Origin of the sequence: Corallococcus sp. AB018, assembly GCF_003986945.1 — a bacterium.
GTDB lineage: Bacteria > Myxococcota > Myxococcia > Myxococcales > Myxococcaceae > Corallococcus > Corallococcus exiguus.
Map to the genome: position 1 here is coordinate 13,759 of NZ_RAWR01000150.1, position 13,657 is coordinate 27,415.

13 protein-coding genes and 3 pseudogenes are annotated in these 13,657 nt (G+C 70.3%); 9 read left to right on the forward strand and 7 right to left on the reverse strand.

The annotated features are described in order from the left end of the window. Positions 1 to 4: 4 nt before the first annotated feature. Positions 5 to 679, forward strand: coding sequence for an SOS response-associated peptidase (locus D7Y11_RS27890; RefSeq protein WP_126935220.1), 675 nt, complete (start codon positions 5 to 7; stop codon positions 677 to 679). Positions 680 to 689: 10 nt separating this feature from the next. Here D7Y11_RS27890 and D7Y11_RS27895 read toward each other — a convergent pair whose 3' ends face one another. Continuing rightward, on the reverse strand, positions 690 to 1,067 hold the full coding sequence (locus D7Y11_RS27895) for a two-component system response regulator (RefSeq protein WP_233607414.1): 378 nt from the start codon (positions 1,065 to 1,067) through the stop codon (positions 690 to 692). A gap of 201 nt (positions 1,068 to 1,268) precedes the next feature. Here D7Y11_RS27895 and D7Y11_RS27900 point away from each other — a divergent pair, with 201 nt between their 5' ends. The 3 genes and pseudogenes from D7Y11_RS27900 to D7Y11_RS27910 all read left to right on the forward strand — a co-directional run bounded on the left by D7Y11_RS27900 (position 1,269) and on the right by D7Y11_RS27910 (position 6,190). Next, complete coding sequence (locus D7Y11_RS27900) at positions 1,269 to 2,468, forward strand: hypothetical protein (RefSeq protein ID WP_126935221.1); 1,200 nt, start codon at positions 1,269 to 1,271, stop codon at positions 2,466 to 2,468. Between the two features lie 117 nt (positions 2,469 to 2,585). After that, positions 2,586 to 5,324: a response regulator gene (locus tag D7Y11_RS27905; RefSeq protein WP_126935222.1), complete on the forward strand. Its 2,739-nt coding sequence runs from the start codon at positions 2,586 to 2,588 to the stop codon at positions 5,322 to 5,324. Positions 5,325 to 5,369: 45 nt separating this feature from the next. Further along, positions 5,370 to 6,190 (forward strand): annotated as a pseudogene (locus D7Y11_RS27910) (IS5 family transposase). A 14-nt stretch (positions 6,191 to 6,204) separates the two neighbouring features. Here the strand turns inward: D7Y11_RS27910 and D7Y11_RS27915 are convergent. The 3 genes from D7Y11_RS27915 to D7Y11_RS27925 all read right to left on the reverse strand — a co-directional run bounded on the left by D7Y11_RS27915 (position 6,205) and on the right by D7Y11_RS27925 (position 8,790). After that, positions 6,205 to 7,722 carry an Hsp70 family protein gene (locus tag D7Y11_RS27915; RefSeq protein ID WP_126935223.1) on the reverse strand — a complete coding sequence of 506 codons (1,518 nt, stop codon included), beginning with the start codon at positions 7,720 to 7,722 and terminating at the stop codon, positions 6,205 to 6,207. 125 nt (positions 7,723 to 7,847) lie between these two features. Further along, the gene (locus D7Y11_RS27920) at positions 7,848 to 8,231 is read right to left on the reverse strand and encodes a GIY-YIG nuclease family protein (protein ID WP_126935224.1); all 384 of its coding nucleotides are present in this window, start codon (positions 8,229 to 8,231) and stop codon (positions 7,848 to 7,850) included. After that, positions 8,218 to 8,790 carry a hypothetical protein gene (locus D7Y11_RS27925; protein ID WP_126935225.1) on the reverse strand — a complete coding sequence of 191 codons (573 nt, stop codon included), beginning with the start codon at positions 8,788 to 8,790 and terminating at the stop codon, positions 8,218 to 8,220. Before D7Y11_RS27925 ends, D7Y11_RS27920 begins: the two co-directional genes overlap by 14 nt. Before the next feature lie 250 nt (positions 8,791 to 9,040). On the opposite strand from D7Y11_RS27925, the gene D7Y11_RS27930 reads away from it, so the two are divergent. Further along, complete coding sequence (locus tag D7Y11_RS27930) at positions 9,041 to 10,372, forward strand: hypothetical protein (RefSeq protein ID WP_120578855.1); 1,332 nt, start codon at positions 9,041 to 9,043, stop codon at positions 10,370 to 10,372. Positions 10,373 to 10,554: 182 nt separating this feature from the next. On the opposite strand, the gene D7Y11_RS27935 is transcribed toward D7Y11_RS27930, so the two are convergent. Beyond that, the gene (locus D7Y11_RS27935; RefSeq protein ID WP_120578856.1) at positions 10,555 to 11,061 is read right to left on the reverse strand and encodes a hypothetical protein; all 507 of its coding nucleotides are present in this window, start codon (positions 11,059 to 11,061) and stop codon (positions 10,555 to 10,557) included. A 2-nt stretch (positions 11,062 to 11,063) separates the two neighbouring features. Beyond that, the gene (locus D7Y11_RS27940) at positions 11,064 to 11,507 is read right to left on the reverse strand and encodes a hypothetical protein (protein WP_121751887.1); all 444 of its coding nucleotides are present in this window, start codon (positions 11,505 to 11,507) and stop codon (positions 11,064 to 11,066) included. 278 nt (positions 11,508 to 11,785) lie between these two features. On the opposite strand from D7Y11_RS27940, the pseudogene D7Y11_RS45375 reads away from it, so the two are divergent. The 4 genes and pseudogenes from D7Y11_RS45375 to D7Y11_RS45380 form a co-directional block, all read left to right on the forward strand. Beyond that, positions 11,786 to 12,010, forward strand: a pseudogene (locus tag D7Y11_RS45375) (phage tail protein); the annotation flags it as partial. 110 nt (positions 12,011 to 12,120) lie between these two features. Continuing rightward, positions 12,121 to 12,372 carry a hypothetical protein gene (locus tag D7Y11_RS43425; protein ID WP_158629012.1) on the forward strand — a complete coding sequence of 84 codons (252 nt, stop codon included), beginning with the start codon at positions 12,121 to 12,123 and terminating at the stop codon, positions 12,370 to 12,372. Continuing rightward, positions 12,369 to 12,773, forward strand: a complete 405-nt coding sequence (locus tag D7Y11_RS43430; RefSeq protein WP_158629011.1) for a phage minor tail protein L — start codon at positions 12,369 to 12,371, stop codon at positions 12,771 to 12,773. Before D7Y11_RS43425 ends, D7Y11_RS43430 begins: the two co-directional genes overlap by 4 nt. 292 nt (positions 12,774 to 13,065) lie before the next feature. Then, positions 13,066 to 13,266: pseudogene (locus D7Y11_RS45380) on the forward strand (tyrosine-type recombinase/integrase); the annotation flags it as partial. A gap of 148 nt (positions 13,267 to 13,414) precedes the next feature. On the opposite strand, the gene D7Y11_RS27960 reads toward D7Y11_RS45380, so the two are convergent. Continuing rightward, the coding region (locus tag D7Y11_RS27960) for a helix-turn-helix domain-containing protein (RefSeq protein WP_306770468.1) at positions 13,415 to 13,657 on the reverse strand (243 nt) is incomplete at its 5' end.

Below are 13,657 nucleotides of genomic sequence, written 5' to 3' on the forward strand. Positions count from 1 at the left end.
CCCCATGTGTGGCCGAGTCACCGTCCGGACCTCCCCCGCGCAGCTCGTCGCCGAGCTGGAGCTCGCGGGCGCGCGCGCGACGCTGGAGCGCGAGCGTTTCAACCTCTGTCCCACGCAGCTGTTGCCCGTGGTGCCCAACGACGGCGCCCGGCTGCTGGACGTGTTCCGCTGGGGGCTCATCCCGTCCTGGGCGAAGGACGCGTCCATCGGCAACAAGCTCATCAACGCGCGCGGTGAGACGGTGGCGGAGAAGCCCAGCTTCCGCTCGGCGTTGAAGCGCAGGCGGTGCCTGGTGGTGGTGGACGGCTGGTACGAGTGGAAGCAATCCACGAAGCCCAAGACGCCGTACTTCTTCCACCACCGCGACGGGAAGCCGTTGGCGCTGGCGGGCCTGTGGGAGGAGTGGACGGCGCCGGACACGGGCGAGGTGCTGCGCACCTGCACCATCATCACCACGAGCCCCAACGCGCTGATGGCGCCCATCCACGACCGGATGCCCGTCATCCTGTCGCCGGAAGGTCAGGCCGTGTGGCTGCGTCCGGAGCCTCAGGAGGCTTCCGTCCTGCTGCCGCTGCTCGTCCCCGCGACGGAAGCGCTGCTGGACGTCTACGAAGTGGCGCGCGGGGTGAATTCCCCCGCCAACGACAGCCCGGAGTGCGTGGCCCGCATCGCGGCCTGAGCCGCGCCTTCTATTTTCTCGTGGGCGCCCAGTAGGGCGCCACCGCCTCCTTGAACAGCTCCATGTGCAGGGGTTTCTGCAAGGTCCCGACGACGCCGGCCATGTGCTCCGTCTGGAAGCTGGCGGTGAGCACGAAGACGGGCAGCCCACACAGCGTCGCGTCGTCATGCATCCGGCGGAGGAAGCCGTGTCCGTCCATCACCGGCATCATCAAATCCAGCAGGACGATGCAGGGCTTGCGGCAGGACGCCAGCGCCAGTAATCCCTCCTCACCATTGGTCGCAGTCAGCACGGAGTAGCCTTCGAATTCGAGGTACCGGGCCATCACTTCCAGCTCCGGCTCGTCGTCGATGAGGAGGATCAAGGGCGGGGTCGTCGCGTCGGGCACGGCTCTCTCTTCCGCGTGGTCAAAGGAAAGCTAGGTCGCCCGAACACCGCACTGCCCAGGGCCCACCATTGATTCCGGGCCGGCGGTTCCAGTCACGGCCAGTGAGGCAGGGGGCTGGCTGGCCGTCTGCCCTGAAACAGTGGCGCGGCGGCCCGGGACACTTCCTGGGTGCTCTGGGAAAAGCCCTCTAGGATTCGCGCCATGACGTCCTCCGACAGGGTCGCGCCAGGCAGGCGCCGGCGCATCGCCGTGGCTTCCCTGACGGGGCTCGCCGTACTGGCCGGTGCCGGCCTGCTGGCAGTGGAGGCGTGGTTCCAGGGGAGGTTCGAAACCCCGCTGCGTCTGCACCGCGAAGCGCTGGCCGCGAACGTGGACGCCTACTGCGCCGAAGAGGCCATGCTGGGCGCCGACCCCTGGTTCCACGAAGGCCGGACGGAAGGGGACGCGGGGTTGTTGCTCAACGCCTGGCTGCCCTGGTCGCGCGACCTGAAGCGGCCCCCTCCGGAAGGCTCGCCACTCGTCCTTCCGGAGTCGCTTCGCGAAGAGGCCCTGGACCTGAAGCAGGGCCGGTGGCTCACCGCGAAGGTCGACGTGTCCCGCCTGGACTTCGACTGGATGGTCCGGCTGCTGGCCTATGACCGGTGGGACCTGTTCAACGGCAGCCCCCTGAGCGCCGAGGGCCGCTTCAACTGGGCCGCCGGTGAGGTCCCCGACCTCTTCCTCCTCCAGCGCTGGGCGAAGTTCCGCATGCTCCACGGCCTGAGGACCGGCCACCCGGTGGAGGCCGCGCAGCAGGTGCGCCACCTGGCGTGGCTGAGCCTGCGCACGGACTCGCTCGTGGGCGGCTCGCTGGCCGTCAACCTGCTCGACATCGAGCGGCTCGCGCACGACGCCATGCCTTCGCCCCCGGAGGACTGGACGCCCATGCCCGCCGAGCAGACGGCCCGGATGAACGCCCTGCTCCAAGCGGCTCCCCAGTTCGCGGGACTCGCCGCGCCCCCGGACGTGGCCCGGAAGGCCCGCGGCTGCGCGACGGAGGCGAACCGGTGCATCGCCCTGACGGAGACCGCCTTCCACGCGCGGCTGCTGGAGTCCTTCGCGGCCCCCTCCCTGGATGAGGCCACCGCCGCGCTCGACCGCGACCTGGCGGACGCCGGCTGCCCCACGCTCGCAGCGCATGAGGTGCGCACGCGAAGTGTGACGTTGGAGGACCCTGCATCAGGAATGTCCTCCCTGGCCTCCTCCATGGCATGGATCCCCTGGACCCCCGGCCAATGGGCCCGCTCACGCATCGCCCGGGGCGTCCTCGCCAGCACCCTGGGTGACCTCACGCCGCCGCATGGAAACGGAACGAAACATCCCGCCCCCCTGCATGGCCAGGCAGGCCTTCCAACCCCCTGAATCGCCGTCCCGGGAGCACCGGGAAAAGGCCTGCGCCTGCCCACCTCCACGGTTTTCCGTGGATGACATGGAACTGGCGCCTCGACTGACCTACAGTTCTTGAACGGAGGGGGAAGTTTGCCCGAACTGCCACCCAGCGCGTATCCGGCCTTGTTCGAGCACACGCGTGACGGCGTGCTCGTCCTGGACCCGACCCTGCGGGTCGTGGCCGTGAACCGCGCCGCGGAGGCGCTGCTGGGCCCTCGCGACCTGTGGGTGGGGCGCTCCGTGGAGGGCGTGCTGCCGGGTTGGACGCCCCCCCAGGTCTCTTCTCCGGGCGACGCTGCCCTGGAAACGGAGCTCCCGGTGGGCCCGGTGCGCTCCGTGCGGGTGCAGGCGGTGCCGCAGGACGGCGGCTGGCTGCTGCTGCTGAGGGGCCTGGACGCGGCCCTGGCGGCCGAGTCCATCCTCCGGCAGCAGAAGGAGTTCTTCGAGGCGGTGGTGCGCCACAGCCCGGTGGCCATCGTCACCATCAGCCGCGCCTTCGAGGTGCTGTCCTGGAACCCCGCCGCGGAGCGGCTCTTCGGGTACGCGCCGCAGGAGGCGCTGGGCCGCAACATCCTCAAGCTCGTGGCCAACGTGGACGACATCCGTCCTCAGGCCGAGGAGACGTCGCGCGAGGTGCTGAGCAAGGACCGCGTGCACGTCGTCACCAAGCGCGTGCGCAAGGACGGCACGGTGGTGGACGTGGAGCTGCGCGCCATGCCGGTGACGGTGGCGGGCCAGTCCATGGGCTTCATCGCCATCTACCACGACGTCACCGACCTCCAGCGGGCGCGCCAGTCCGCCGAGGACGCCAACCAGGCCAAGAGCCTGTTCCTGGCCACCGTGAGCCACGAAATCCGCACGCCGATGAACGCCATCATCGGCATGGCGGGGCTGCTGATGGACACGGCGCTCACGCCCGAGCAGCGCGACTTCGCGTCCACCATCCGCCAGAGCGGGGACGCGCTGTTGGGGCTGCTCAACGACATGCTGGACTTCTCCAAGATCGAAGCCGGCCGGGTCGAACTGGAGCAGCAGCCCTTCAACCTGCGCCAGTGCGTGGAGTCCGTGCTGGACCTGCTCGCCATGCGCGCGAGCGAGAAGTCCCTGGACCTGGGCTACCACGTCACGGACGAGACGCCCGTCAGCGTGGTGGGCGACGGCGCGCGCCTGCGGCAGGTGCTGCTCAACCTGGTGGGTAACTCGGTGAAGTTCACCGAGCGCGGCGGGGTGTCCATCTCCGTGGACACGCCGCGCCAGCCGCTCGCGCCGGGCGGCCTCTTCGAATTGCACTTCTCGGTGCAGGACACCGGCCTGGGCATCACCGAGGCCGCGCGCGCGGGCCTCTTCCAGCCCTTCAACCAGTTGGACGAATCCGTGTCGCGCCGCTACGGCGGCACGGGGCTGGGGCTGGCCATCAGCAAGCGGCTGGTGGAGGCGATGGGCGGGCGGCTGTGGATGGAGAGCGAGGGCGTGCCGGGCAAGGGCGCCACGTTCCACTTCACCTTCCAGGCGCGCGAGGCCCCGCGCGGCGCGGAGGCCCTGCGTCCGGACGCGCTGAAGCTGCACGGCCGGCGCGTGCTGGTGGTGGACGACAACGCCATCAACCGCAAGCTGCTGGGCCGCCAGCTGGCCGCGTGGGGGATGGCCATCGTGGAGGTGGGCTCCGGCGCGGAGGCGCTGGCCAAGCTGGAGTCCGGGGCCCGCTTCGACCTGGCCATCCTGGACCACCGCATGCCGCTGATGGACGGGCCCACGCTGGCGGCGCACATCCGCCAGCAGCGCGACGCGCGCGAGCTACCCCTCCTGCTGCTCACCTCGTTTGATCAGCGCGACGCGCAGCCGCCCGGCCTCTTCACGGCGGTGCTGCCCCGGCCGGTGAAGGCGTCGCAGCTGCATGACGCGCTGATGACGTGCCTGGCCCAGGACCTCATCTCCGCCCGGCCCATGCCCGTCACGCCCGCGCCCGCCACGCGCGAGCGCTCCGTGTTCAACTCGCGCCCTGGCGAGCAGATGCCGCTGCGCATCCTGCTGGTGGAGGACAACCCCACCAACCAGAAGCTGGCGTTGCTGGTGCTGGACCGGTTGGGCTACCCGGCGGACACCGCGAACAACGGCCGTGAAGGGCTGAACCTCCTGGCGCGCAAGCGCTACGACGTCGTGCTGATGGACGTGCAGATGCCGGAGCTGGACGGCCTGGCGACGACGCGCCAGCTGCGCAGGGACATGCCCCTAGGCGAACAGCCGTGGATCATCGCCATGACGGCCAACGCGATGACGTCGGACCGCCGCGAGTGCCTGGACGCGGGCATGGACGACTTCCTCAGCAAGCCCATCCGCGTGGAGGAGCTCATCTCCGCGCTGCGCCGCGCCTGGGAGCGCCTGCAGCGCGAGCCCGGGGCCGCCCCCTCCACCCGTGCACCAGTGGGCCCGCGCATGGGGGCCCCGCGCATCCGGGGCCTGGAGTCGGGCGCGTTGGAGCGGCTGTGGCAGTCCCTGGACGGGCAGGTGGAGCGGATGCTCCCGGAGCTCGTGGACACCGCTTTGGAGAGCATGCCCCGGCTGATGGAGGACGCGCGGGGGGCGCTCGCGCGTGGCGAGCTGGAGAACCTGGCGCGCGCCGCGCACACGCTCAAGTCCAACGCGGCCTACTTCGGCGCGGCCATGCTGGAGTCGCTGTGCTGGGACATCGAGCAGCGCGCGGACGCCCGGGTGCTGGACGGGATGGAGCCGCTCGTCGCCCACTGCCAGAAGGCGCTGGACGAAAGCCGCCAGCTCCTGGAGCAGCTCAAGGGCACCGTGGTGTCCGGGCCAAGGCCTGACGCCTTCTAGGACGTGTCCGCAAATAGTTCGAGGGGAGCCGGGTGTTAGGAGGGCATGAGCCGAGGAGAGCTGACGGACGCCCAATGGGAGCGGCTGGCAGGACTGCTGCCGCCCCAGAAACCCGCGCGGGGCCGACCGAACAAGGACCACCGCGAAGTGCTCGACGGAATCCTCTGGGTGCTGCGCACCGGAGCGCCCTGGCGCGACGTGCCTCGGGAGCAGTTCGGCAGTTGGAAGACGCTCAGCAGCCGATTCTACCGCTGGCAGGAGGCAGGCATCTGGGCGCGGGTGCTGCGGCAGTTGCAGGCCGAAGCGCACGAGGATGAGCACCTGGACTGGACGCTGCACTTCCTGGACGCCAGCGTCATCCGCGCCCACCAGCACGCAGCCGGCGCACGCGGCACGCCGGTAAAAGGGGGGAGGCTGAAGCGCTGGGTCGCAGCCAGGGAGGCTTCTCGACCAAGCTGCATGTCCGGGCGGAGGGCCAGGGGCGGCCGCTCGTCTTCGAGCTGACGGCAGGCCAACGCCATGAGACGCAGGCCTTCAAGGCGCTGATGGCGGGTGGCAGCGTGCCGCGCGCGCACTCACCGGGGGCGCCACGCCGCTTGCCCGACGCCCTCGCGGCGGACAAAGGCTACAGCTACCCCAGCCTCCGCGCCTGGTGCCGCGAACATGGGGTGCACGCCATCATCCCCACTCGCTCGGACCAGCCCCGGCAGCGCACCTTCCGGCGCGCGGCCTACCGCAAACGCTGCCGGGTGGAGTGTCTCTTCAATCGCTTGAAGCAGAACCGGCGGGTGGCGACGCGCTATGAGAAGCGCGCCGCCAACTACCTGGCGATGGTCCATATCGCCTCCATCCGCCTCTGGCTCTAATTCGCGGACACGCCCTAGGCGCGTTGGGGCGCGTTCGGGTCGCTGATGGTGAGCGGCTGCCGCTGTCCATCCTTCGCGACGAGGCTCGCGGTGAGCGAGAAGTCCGGCCCCATGCGCAGCTCCAGCGTCGTGGGGCCCGGGTGGGCCACGCGCCAGTCCGGTTCGATGCGCACGGTGCCCAGGAGCTCGCGCTCCACGGTGGTCCGGTCCAACGCCTCGAAGAGGGCCACCGGCACGGGGCCGGGCCAGGGCGGCAGCTCCAGGTCCACGGAGCGAGTGCCGGGCACGGGCGTGTTGGCGGGGAGCACCTCGTGCTGGCCGCCGCCGGGCACCATGGCGCCAATGGGCATGGGCACCACGTCCGACAGGCCGCTGATGCCGCGCGCCAGGTTGCGCCCCAGGATGGCCGCGCCCACGGCCACGCCCAATTCCGGGTGCACTTCCTTGTCCGACGACAGCTTCTTGAAGTGGGCCAGGCGCTTGCGGATGGCGGGCATGCGCGTCTGGCCGCCCACCATCACCAGCTCGTCGATGGCGTCCGGCTTCAGGCCCGCCTTCTCCAGCACGTCGTCGCACGCGGCGGCGGTGCGCTCGATGAGCTGGAACACCATGGCCTCCATCCGCTCGCGGGTGAGCGTGACGTTGAAGTCCACGAAGGCGCCGTCCTTCTGCGTGATGCAGGGGATGCGGATGGGGACGGACGCGCCGCTGGAGAGCGCCATCTTCGCGGACTCGGCGGCGAACACCAGGCGCTGCATCACGACCTTGTTGCCGCGCAGGTCGATGCCGTGCTGCTTCTGGAAGTCGTCCACCAGCGTTTCCACGATGGCTTCGTCGAAGTTGGCGCCGCCCAGGAACGCGTCGCCGCCGGTGGCCAGCACCTTCACCACGCGGTTCTGCACGGACATGAGGGTGACGTCGAAGGTGCCGCCGCCCAGGTCGAACACCATCACCGTCTGCTCGGGGTTGCGCAGGTTGGCGTAGTAGAGCGCCGCGGCGGTGGGCTCGTTGACGATGGCACGCACGCTCAGGCCCGCCTTCTCCGCGGCGCGGCGGATGGCCTCGCGCTGGCGGATGGTGGCGTGCGCGGGCACGGTGAGCACGCACTCCTTGAACGGGGCCCCGGCCGCGTGCGTGGCCAGCGTGTTGAGGTGCTTGAGGATGAAGTGCGCCACGTCGATGAGCGGCGTCACCTTCCCGTACACCTCCACGGCGGTGTAGCCGTCCGGGCCCTCCACCAGCTCGAAGGCGAAGCGGTTGCGGTGGCGCGCCACGTACTCGGACTGGAAGCGGCGGCCCAGGAAGCGCTTGGCGCCGAAGATGGTGTGGCGCGGGTCGTCGATGATCTGCCGCCGCGCCGCGGGGCCGACGATGGCCTTGTCGCCCGCGTGGAACCACGCGATGGAGGGCAGGGTGAGGCTCTTGTCCGCGATGGGCACCACGCGCAGCTTGTTCGCCTTGTCGAAGAAGGCCGCCGCGGTGTTGGTGGTCCCGAAGTCAATGCCGAGGATGGGGGCGGCGCTCGTGCTCATGTGGGGCCTCCATCCTCGCACGTCCCGCCGCGCCGGGGCACCCGGCACGGCAGGCTGGATGTGCTCAGGGGTGCTCCCGGACAGCGCCATTCGCCTGGGCGCGGAGGTCGGTTGAACCCACCGTGTCAGGTCCTGGGCGGCGTGTTGTAGCCGGCGTCGCCGTAGGGCTTCAGGCGCTCCAGCCACATCTCCTCCAGCACCTTCAGCTCCTCCACGGGCGGAGGGCCGCCGGGCTCCTCGCGAGGTGGGAGCTTGTCCAGCACCTCAAAGGAGAAGGCTGCCTCGCCGTGGCGCTCCCAGTCCGCTTGCAGCTCGGGGACGCGGTGCATGCGCTGGGCGAACTCGAACCGGATGCGGTTGAACATCGCGGTCAGGTTGAGGGCGTGGCCCACGAACAGCTTGCCGTTGGCGTGGCAGCGGATGGCGTAGATGCCCATGGGCACCTCCGCTTCCTTGTAGGCGCGCTTGCGTTCCGAGCGGGCCGCGCGCGAGTCGTCACCGGACGCCATGGTTGCCTCCGAGGCCCAGCGAGACGAGCTTCGCCTCCAGCCGCTCCTTCGCGGCAAGGTCGCGCGGGCGCACCCAGCCGCGGCCCATGCGCTCCCAGTCCACGTCCCGCGAGTCGATGCCCAGCGCCTGGAGGAAGTCGGCCCCGCAGATGAAGCACTGCTCGCGGAAGGGGAAGAGGAAGCCGCCCTGCGCGTCGAGTGAACGCGATGCCTCCTCGTAGGTGGAGAACCACCGGTTGAGGAACGGGCTCAGGCCCTTCTGGAAGAAGGCGCGCGTGTCCAGCGCCCGCGCACCGCCCTCCAGGGCCTGCTTCAGCTCCGTCCAGGTGGTGTGCCCTGCTTCGCGCGCGACGACGGCGAGCCCGTGCTTGTGCTGCACGGCGTCCCGGCGCGCGAGCACCTCGCCCAGGGGCAGGGCCGCGAAGAAGGGCAGGGCGCGCATCCGTTCCGCGGCGCGCGTGGCGCGGGCCGTGTCGGACGAGTCCAGGTCCTTGAGGAGCAGGGACGCGCGGACCTTGTACTCATGAAGCGTGACGGGGAGGGTGCTGCCGGTTCCCATGACGAATCCTCCGTGCTGGCCCTCACCCGTTGGGGGACCGTGGAAGGACTTCATCGGGGCTCTGGCGACAGCGGGTGAAGCGAGGGTGACGTCGTCTTTCCGGGCGGCGGGCACCCCTCGGCACCCGTGAGGCGCAATAGACCAGACGCCTCGCGCGGCCGTCAAACGCGGCTGGCGGCAAGTGGCCGGGAGGGCACACCATGACTCGGACCATCCCCAGGGGGCGCGTGCCGGGTATGTTCCGGCGGTGATGCCCGAACGCGCACGCACAACTCCCTCCCTGAACGACCATGCTGTATCCGGCCTGGAGGCCGAGCGGATCCTGGAGGGCGGCGCGGAGCTCATCTCCGGGGCGCTGCGCCCCCATGCCGAGTTGGAGGCCGTGCTGTCGGCCCGTGGCTGGAAGCGCCGGTTCCTGAAGCACCCGGAGCGGGTGTCGGCCCTCGTGGCTGGGGACAGAGGGGTGCGGGAAGCGCTGGAGCGGGTGCACCGCCGCGCGGCGGTGGAGGCGTGGACCGAGGACGTCCCCGTCCTGCGGCAGGCCCGGGCGCTGTCCGCGCGGCGCGAGCGCCTCACCCGGCTCGCGCGGCAACGGCTGGACACGTTGACGGTCGCGCCTCCGGACGTGAGCCTCGAAGAGGCGCTGACGCGGTTGGAGGCCTTGCTTCGCCAGCCTGTCAGCAAGGCGCTGAAAGAGGGCGAGGTGCTCGTCTTCGAGCCCGCCCACGGCCGGTCGAGGGAGCCGGGCCCGGGCATGGGCGGCATGAACGTGCCCTCTCTCCCTCTCCTGATGGTGCCGTTGGGCGCATTGCTCTTCATCCTCCTCCTGGCCTCTGGTCTTCCCTGGGCCCGGGAGTTGGGGATGGCCTTCCTGGGGCTCTCCCTGGGAGGCCCCCTGGTGTGGTCCGTGCTGCGCTCCGGCAGGGTGCGGATCACCAGCGAGCGGGTCCTCTGGACGCCCGTGTTCGGCGCGGCACAGGCGGTGCGTCTGGACTCGATCCTGGATGACGGCGTCCACCTGGACCGGAGCCAGTTCGACCTGGTGGTGAAGGGCGACCGCCGGCTGTGCGCGCGCAGCGTGCGGGATGCCCTGGGGTTGATGCTCTCGCTGGAGCTGCATCGTCAGCCACCCCTCCTCGGCGCGGCGGCTCGGTCGGGCGAGCAGCTGGAGGACGTGGCCCTCCTCCCCGCGAAGGTGGGGGACGTCGACGGGGTCTGCGTCCTGCGGCCCCACGCGCTGGCGTTCATCCCCGACAGGCGCGGCCCCCAGGCGCTTCAGGCCGTCACCGGCAAGCCCACGCCGCTGAAGGGGTTCGAGGCGGACCGGGTGTTGGAGGAACTGCGCTGGCTGCCCGCGGCGGAGTTCGACGCCTGTGTCTCCCGCGTGGTGAAGGCCACGGGAGGGCTTGCCTGGACCCCGGGGGATGCGCACTTCGTTCCGGGCCCGCCGATATGGATGGCGATCCGGATCAAGCGCGGTGAGCAGGTGCTGCTCGCCCGGGCGGACTGGCTCTATCGCGCCGCCGCCGAGAGGATTCTTCAGGGCTGGCGCAAGCGCCCCGCGCCTCCGCCCCCAGAGTAGGGAGCGGTCCATCCGAGCGCTTACGACTCGGACTGGGCGTCCTCCTTCGCGTGCACGTCCACCCCGTCCTGCTGGAGGCGCGTCGCCACTGCGCAGGTGATGTGGGAGTAGATGTCGCCTGGCCAGGATGACGTACACCTTCGTCAGGGAGCGGTAGGCGGGAGGTGCCGCAGCCCTGCCCGTCAAGATGGGTGAGCAGCCCATCCTCTCACGTCGTCCTGGTTGCCAAGCTCCAGGAGGGCGTCACGCGGGTAGTTCTCCAGGTCCTCCTCCAGCCACCGTTCCCCGGGCCGGGAGAGGTGGAAGCGCAGTGTGCAGGCGTTGCTGCACCCGAGGATGGTGGTGAAACGCTCCTCCGCTGGCAGCACGCGCTGCAGTTCCAGCGCGAGCCGGAGGCCGTAGCCGACCTGCTCTTTCAGCGGCAGCCGACGCTCCCACGGCTCCTCGTCGAAGGAGCCCACGAAGTCGGCGACGTGCACCTTGTTCGTGAAGCACTCGTAGCCGGTGGCGTCCGGGAAGGTGGGCTGAATGGCCGGGGCGACCTCCAGCGCCTGCCGCCGCCACACCCAGAGGCCATGCCTGCCGACGACACCCTCATCGAGCAGCGCCTGCATCCTCGGGGTGAGCGGGCGCGACTGCACCGCCTGGACCTGGGCGTTTCGCAGGTACGCCTGCATCAGCACGTTCAACCTCACAGGGCCACCTCGCCCAGGTAGTACAGCCCCTTCTGGACGGACGAGGCAAACTTGGCGTCCGTTGTCAGCAGTTCGTTCACCCAGCGGGGCGCGTTGGTGAAGCTGCGCGTCGCGGGGTTGTACAGGTACTTCGCCCCCGTCTGCGCATCCTGGAAGTGGATCTGTCCGGGGCGCACGCCGGGCGCCGGGTTCTCCACATCGAGGCGGACCCTCCCCTTCTGCCACAGCGTCTTGCTGTCGATGCGCGTCCCACGCGCGCCGAGCATCCGCTCCGCGGGCGCGTCGGCTCCACAGGCCTCGTAGGCGCCCGGGTGTCGCTTGAGGCAACAGGAGACCGTGCTATCCGACTGATTGCACTCGGTGGCCGGGATGACGGCCGCTCCACACCCGCCCCAGAGGCTGGCCAGCAGGCACACCAGCAACGCGCGCAGGTTAGACATGGGCTCCCCTCGCCCGCGGCGTTAACCGCAGGGCTGGTGGGAAGCGTGCGCGCTCGTCATCGCACAGTGGCAGGGAACTGCGCGGCGCGGTGTCCGTTCATAGACAAGCGGTTCGCGCAACGCCCAGTGGGGGACGGAGGAGCCGAACTACCGGGCAAGAACTCCGCCCGTCCGACTCGAACTGCCGGGCCACTTGCCGACCACAGCCGGATTTTGTCCGCGCCTCCGCCGAATGTGGCCCGCATGTGCAGGCTGACTCTCGGCGGGAGGCGGTAGGCATGGAGCGCTTCCCTTTCACCCCGGACTATGGGGCCCAGGCGGACTCGGTGCCCCGGGTGCGCAAGGCTCAGTTCGGCGAGGGTTACACCCAGCGCTCCTTGGACGGCCTCAACCCCGTCCTGCGCCGCTGGGCCCTCCAGTTCTCCAGCCTCACGAAAGTAGACGCGGACACCCTGGAGGCCTTCCTGCGCGCCCGCGCGGGCGTCGAGGCCTTCGAGTTCATCACCCCGGACACGGCCTGGGCCGTCACCGCGCAGCCGTTCGGGATAGGGGATGGGCCCGGACGCAGTGGCTCCTGCAGCGACCGCTCTCCCCGGAGGTGCCGGAGCTGCTGGTGCCTGCCACGGGCTGGACGGCTCCGCCCGCCGTCTACGTCGCGGGCGTCGTCCAGATGGAGGGGACTGCCTACACGCTCTCCGCCTCGGGACTCGTCACCTTCGCCGTGGCGCCAGGCGCCGGGGCCGCGCTCACCTTCACCGGAGCGGGCGAACTGGCGGCGCACGTCGTGTGCGAGGAGTGGCACCGTGTCGCGAAGGGCTTCAACGCCTACGACTTCACCGCGACGTTCCAGGAGGAGGCAGGGTGAGCATCGCCAGAGACATCCAGAGGCTGGACGCGGGGGCCCTCGTGGAGCTCTTCGTCCTGGACGCCACCAACCTGCCAAGCGGAGGCGTCAGCCACTTCCACGCGGGGACCAATGGCCTCTGCGGGCCCGTCGTCTGGCAGGGCATGGCCTACGAGCCCTGGGCCATCCAGGTGAAGGGCTTCGACAGGTCGGGCATGGGGCGCTTGCCCCGGCCCACCCTGACGCTCGCCAACGTCGCCGGCACCATCGGCGCCATGGCGAGGGACCTGAACGACCTGCTGGGCGCGCGTGTCCTCCGGAAGCGCACCTTCGTCCGCTACTTGGACGCGGTGAACTTTCCCGGAGGCGTCAATTCCACCGCCTCGCCGCTGGACGCCTTCCCGGACGCCTCCCGATGCTGACGACCATCGTCCTGGGTGGGCCCCTGGGGAAGCGCTTCGGGCGCGTCTGGAAGCTGGACCTCTCCGTGCCCTCGCCCGCCGTTGGGGGCCCTGAAGTGGTCGGACATCGACTGGGACGCCGGGGAGCACGGCGTCATCCACGTCCGGCGAAGCTGCTCCAGGAGCACGACGAAGGGTTCGAAGGAGCGGCTCGTGCCCATCCACCCGCAGCTCCGCCCAGAGCTGGACGCCTACAGGCAGCGCGTCGTGGGGAGGGGATGGACTCGTCTTCCCGGCACCGCGGAAGGGCGGCATGCGCCACACGAGCTGGCATGTGACGAAGCTTCTGCGCTCCATCGCCAACCGGGCTGGCGTGACGCTGCCGGCGGGCTTCACCTTCCACGGCCTCCGGAAGCAGTTCGGTAGCTTCGTCCATCAGGCCACCGGGGACCTCGTGGCCACCCAGCGCCTGTTGGGGCACGCGTCCCCCCAGGTGACGGCCGCCATCTACCTGGCGGACGACGTCGCGCACCTGGCACGGCAGGTTGGCCGGTTCCGGGTGGTTTCAGGAATGGCGGACGAGCACACGGCGAGCACACGGACCAGCCACGGGGCGGTCCGCGAGGGCAGTACCTCTAAAAAGGAGCAGCAAATGCAGGCATTTACGATTCAGACTGTCCGCGGCGCAGGCCCAGGGCCTTCATCTTCTTGTAGAAGTGACCCCGCTCCAGGTCGAGGATCCGCGCCGCCTCCGTCACGTTGTCATGCGTGTGGGCGAGCACCCGCTGGATGATCTCCCGCTCCGCGTTCTCCACCTGCTCGCGGAAGGTCTGATCCACGCGAGGCTTCCAGCCGCCCGGGTTCGCGCTGGCAGGCTCGGGGGCGGGCGCGGCCTGCGTGACGGC

What these genes read in the sequence shown, in the direction of transcription:
- D7Y11_RS27930 (WP_120578855.1), top strand. Translation starts at nt 9,041, where the DNA reads ATGCCCGAACGCGCACGCACAACTCCCTCCCTGAACGACCATGCTGTA.
- D7Y11_RS27900 (WP_126935221.1), top strand. Translation starts at nt 1,269, where the DNA reads ATGACGTCCTCCGACAGGGTCGCGCCAGGCAGGCGCCGGCGCATCGCC.
- D7Y11_RS27915 (WP_126935223.1), bottom strand. Translation starts at nt 7,722, where the DNA reads ATGAGCACGAGCGCCGCCCCCATCCTCGGCATTGACTTCGGGACCACC.
- D7Y11_RS27920 (WP_126935224.1), bottom strand. Translation starts at nt 8,231, where the DNA reads ATGGCGTCCGGTGACGACTCGCGCGCGGCCCGCTCGGAACGCAAGCGC.
- D7Y11_RS27890 (WP_126935220.1), top strand. Translation starts at nt 5, where the DNA reads ATGTGTGGCCGAGTCACCGTCCGGACCTCCCCCGCGCAGCTCGTCGCC.
- D7Y11_RS27925 (WP_126935225.1), bottom strand. Translation starts at nt 8,790, where the DNA reads ATGGGAACCGGCAGCACCCTCCCCGTCACGCTTCATGAGTACAAGGTC.
- D7Y11_RS27940 (WP_121751887.1), bottom strand. Translation starts at nt 11,507, where the DNA reads ATGTCTAACCTGCGCGCGTTGCTGGTGTGCCTGCTGGCCAGCCTCTGG.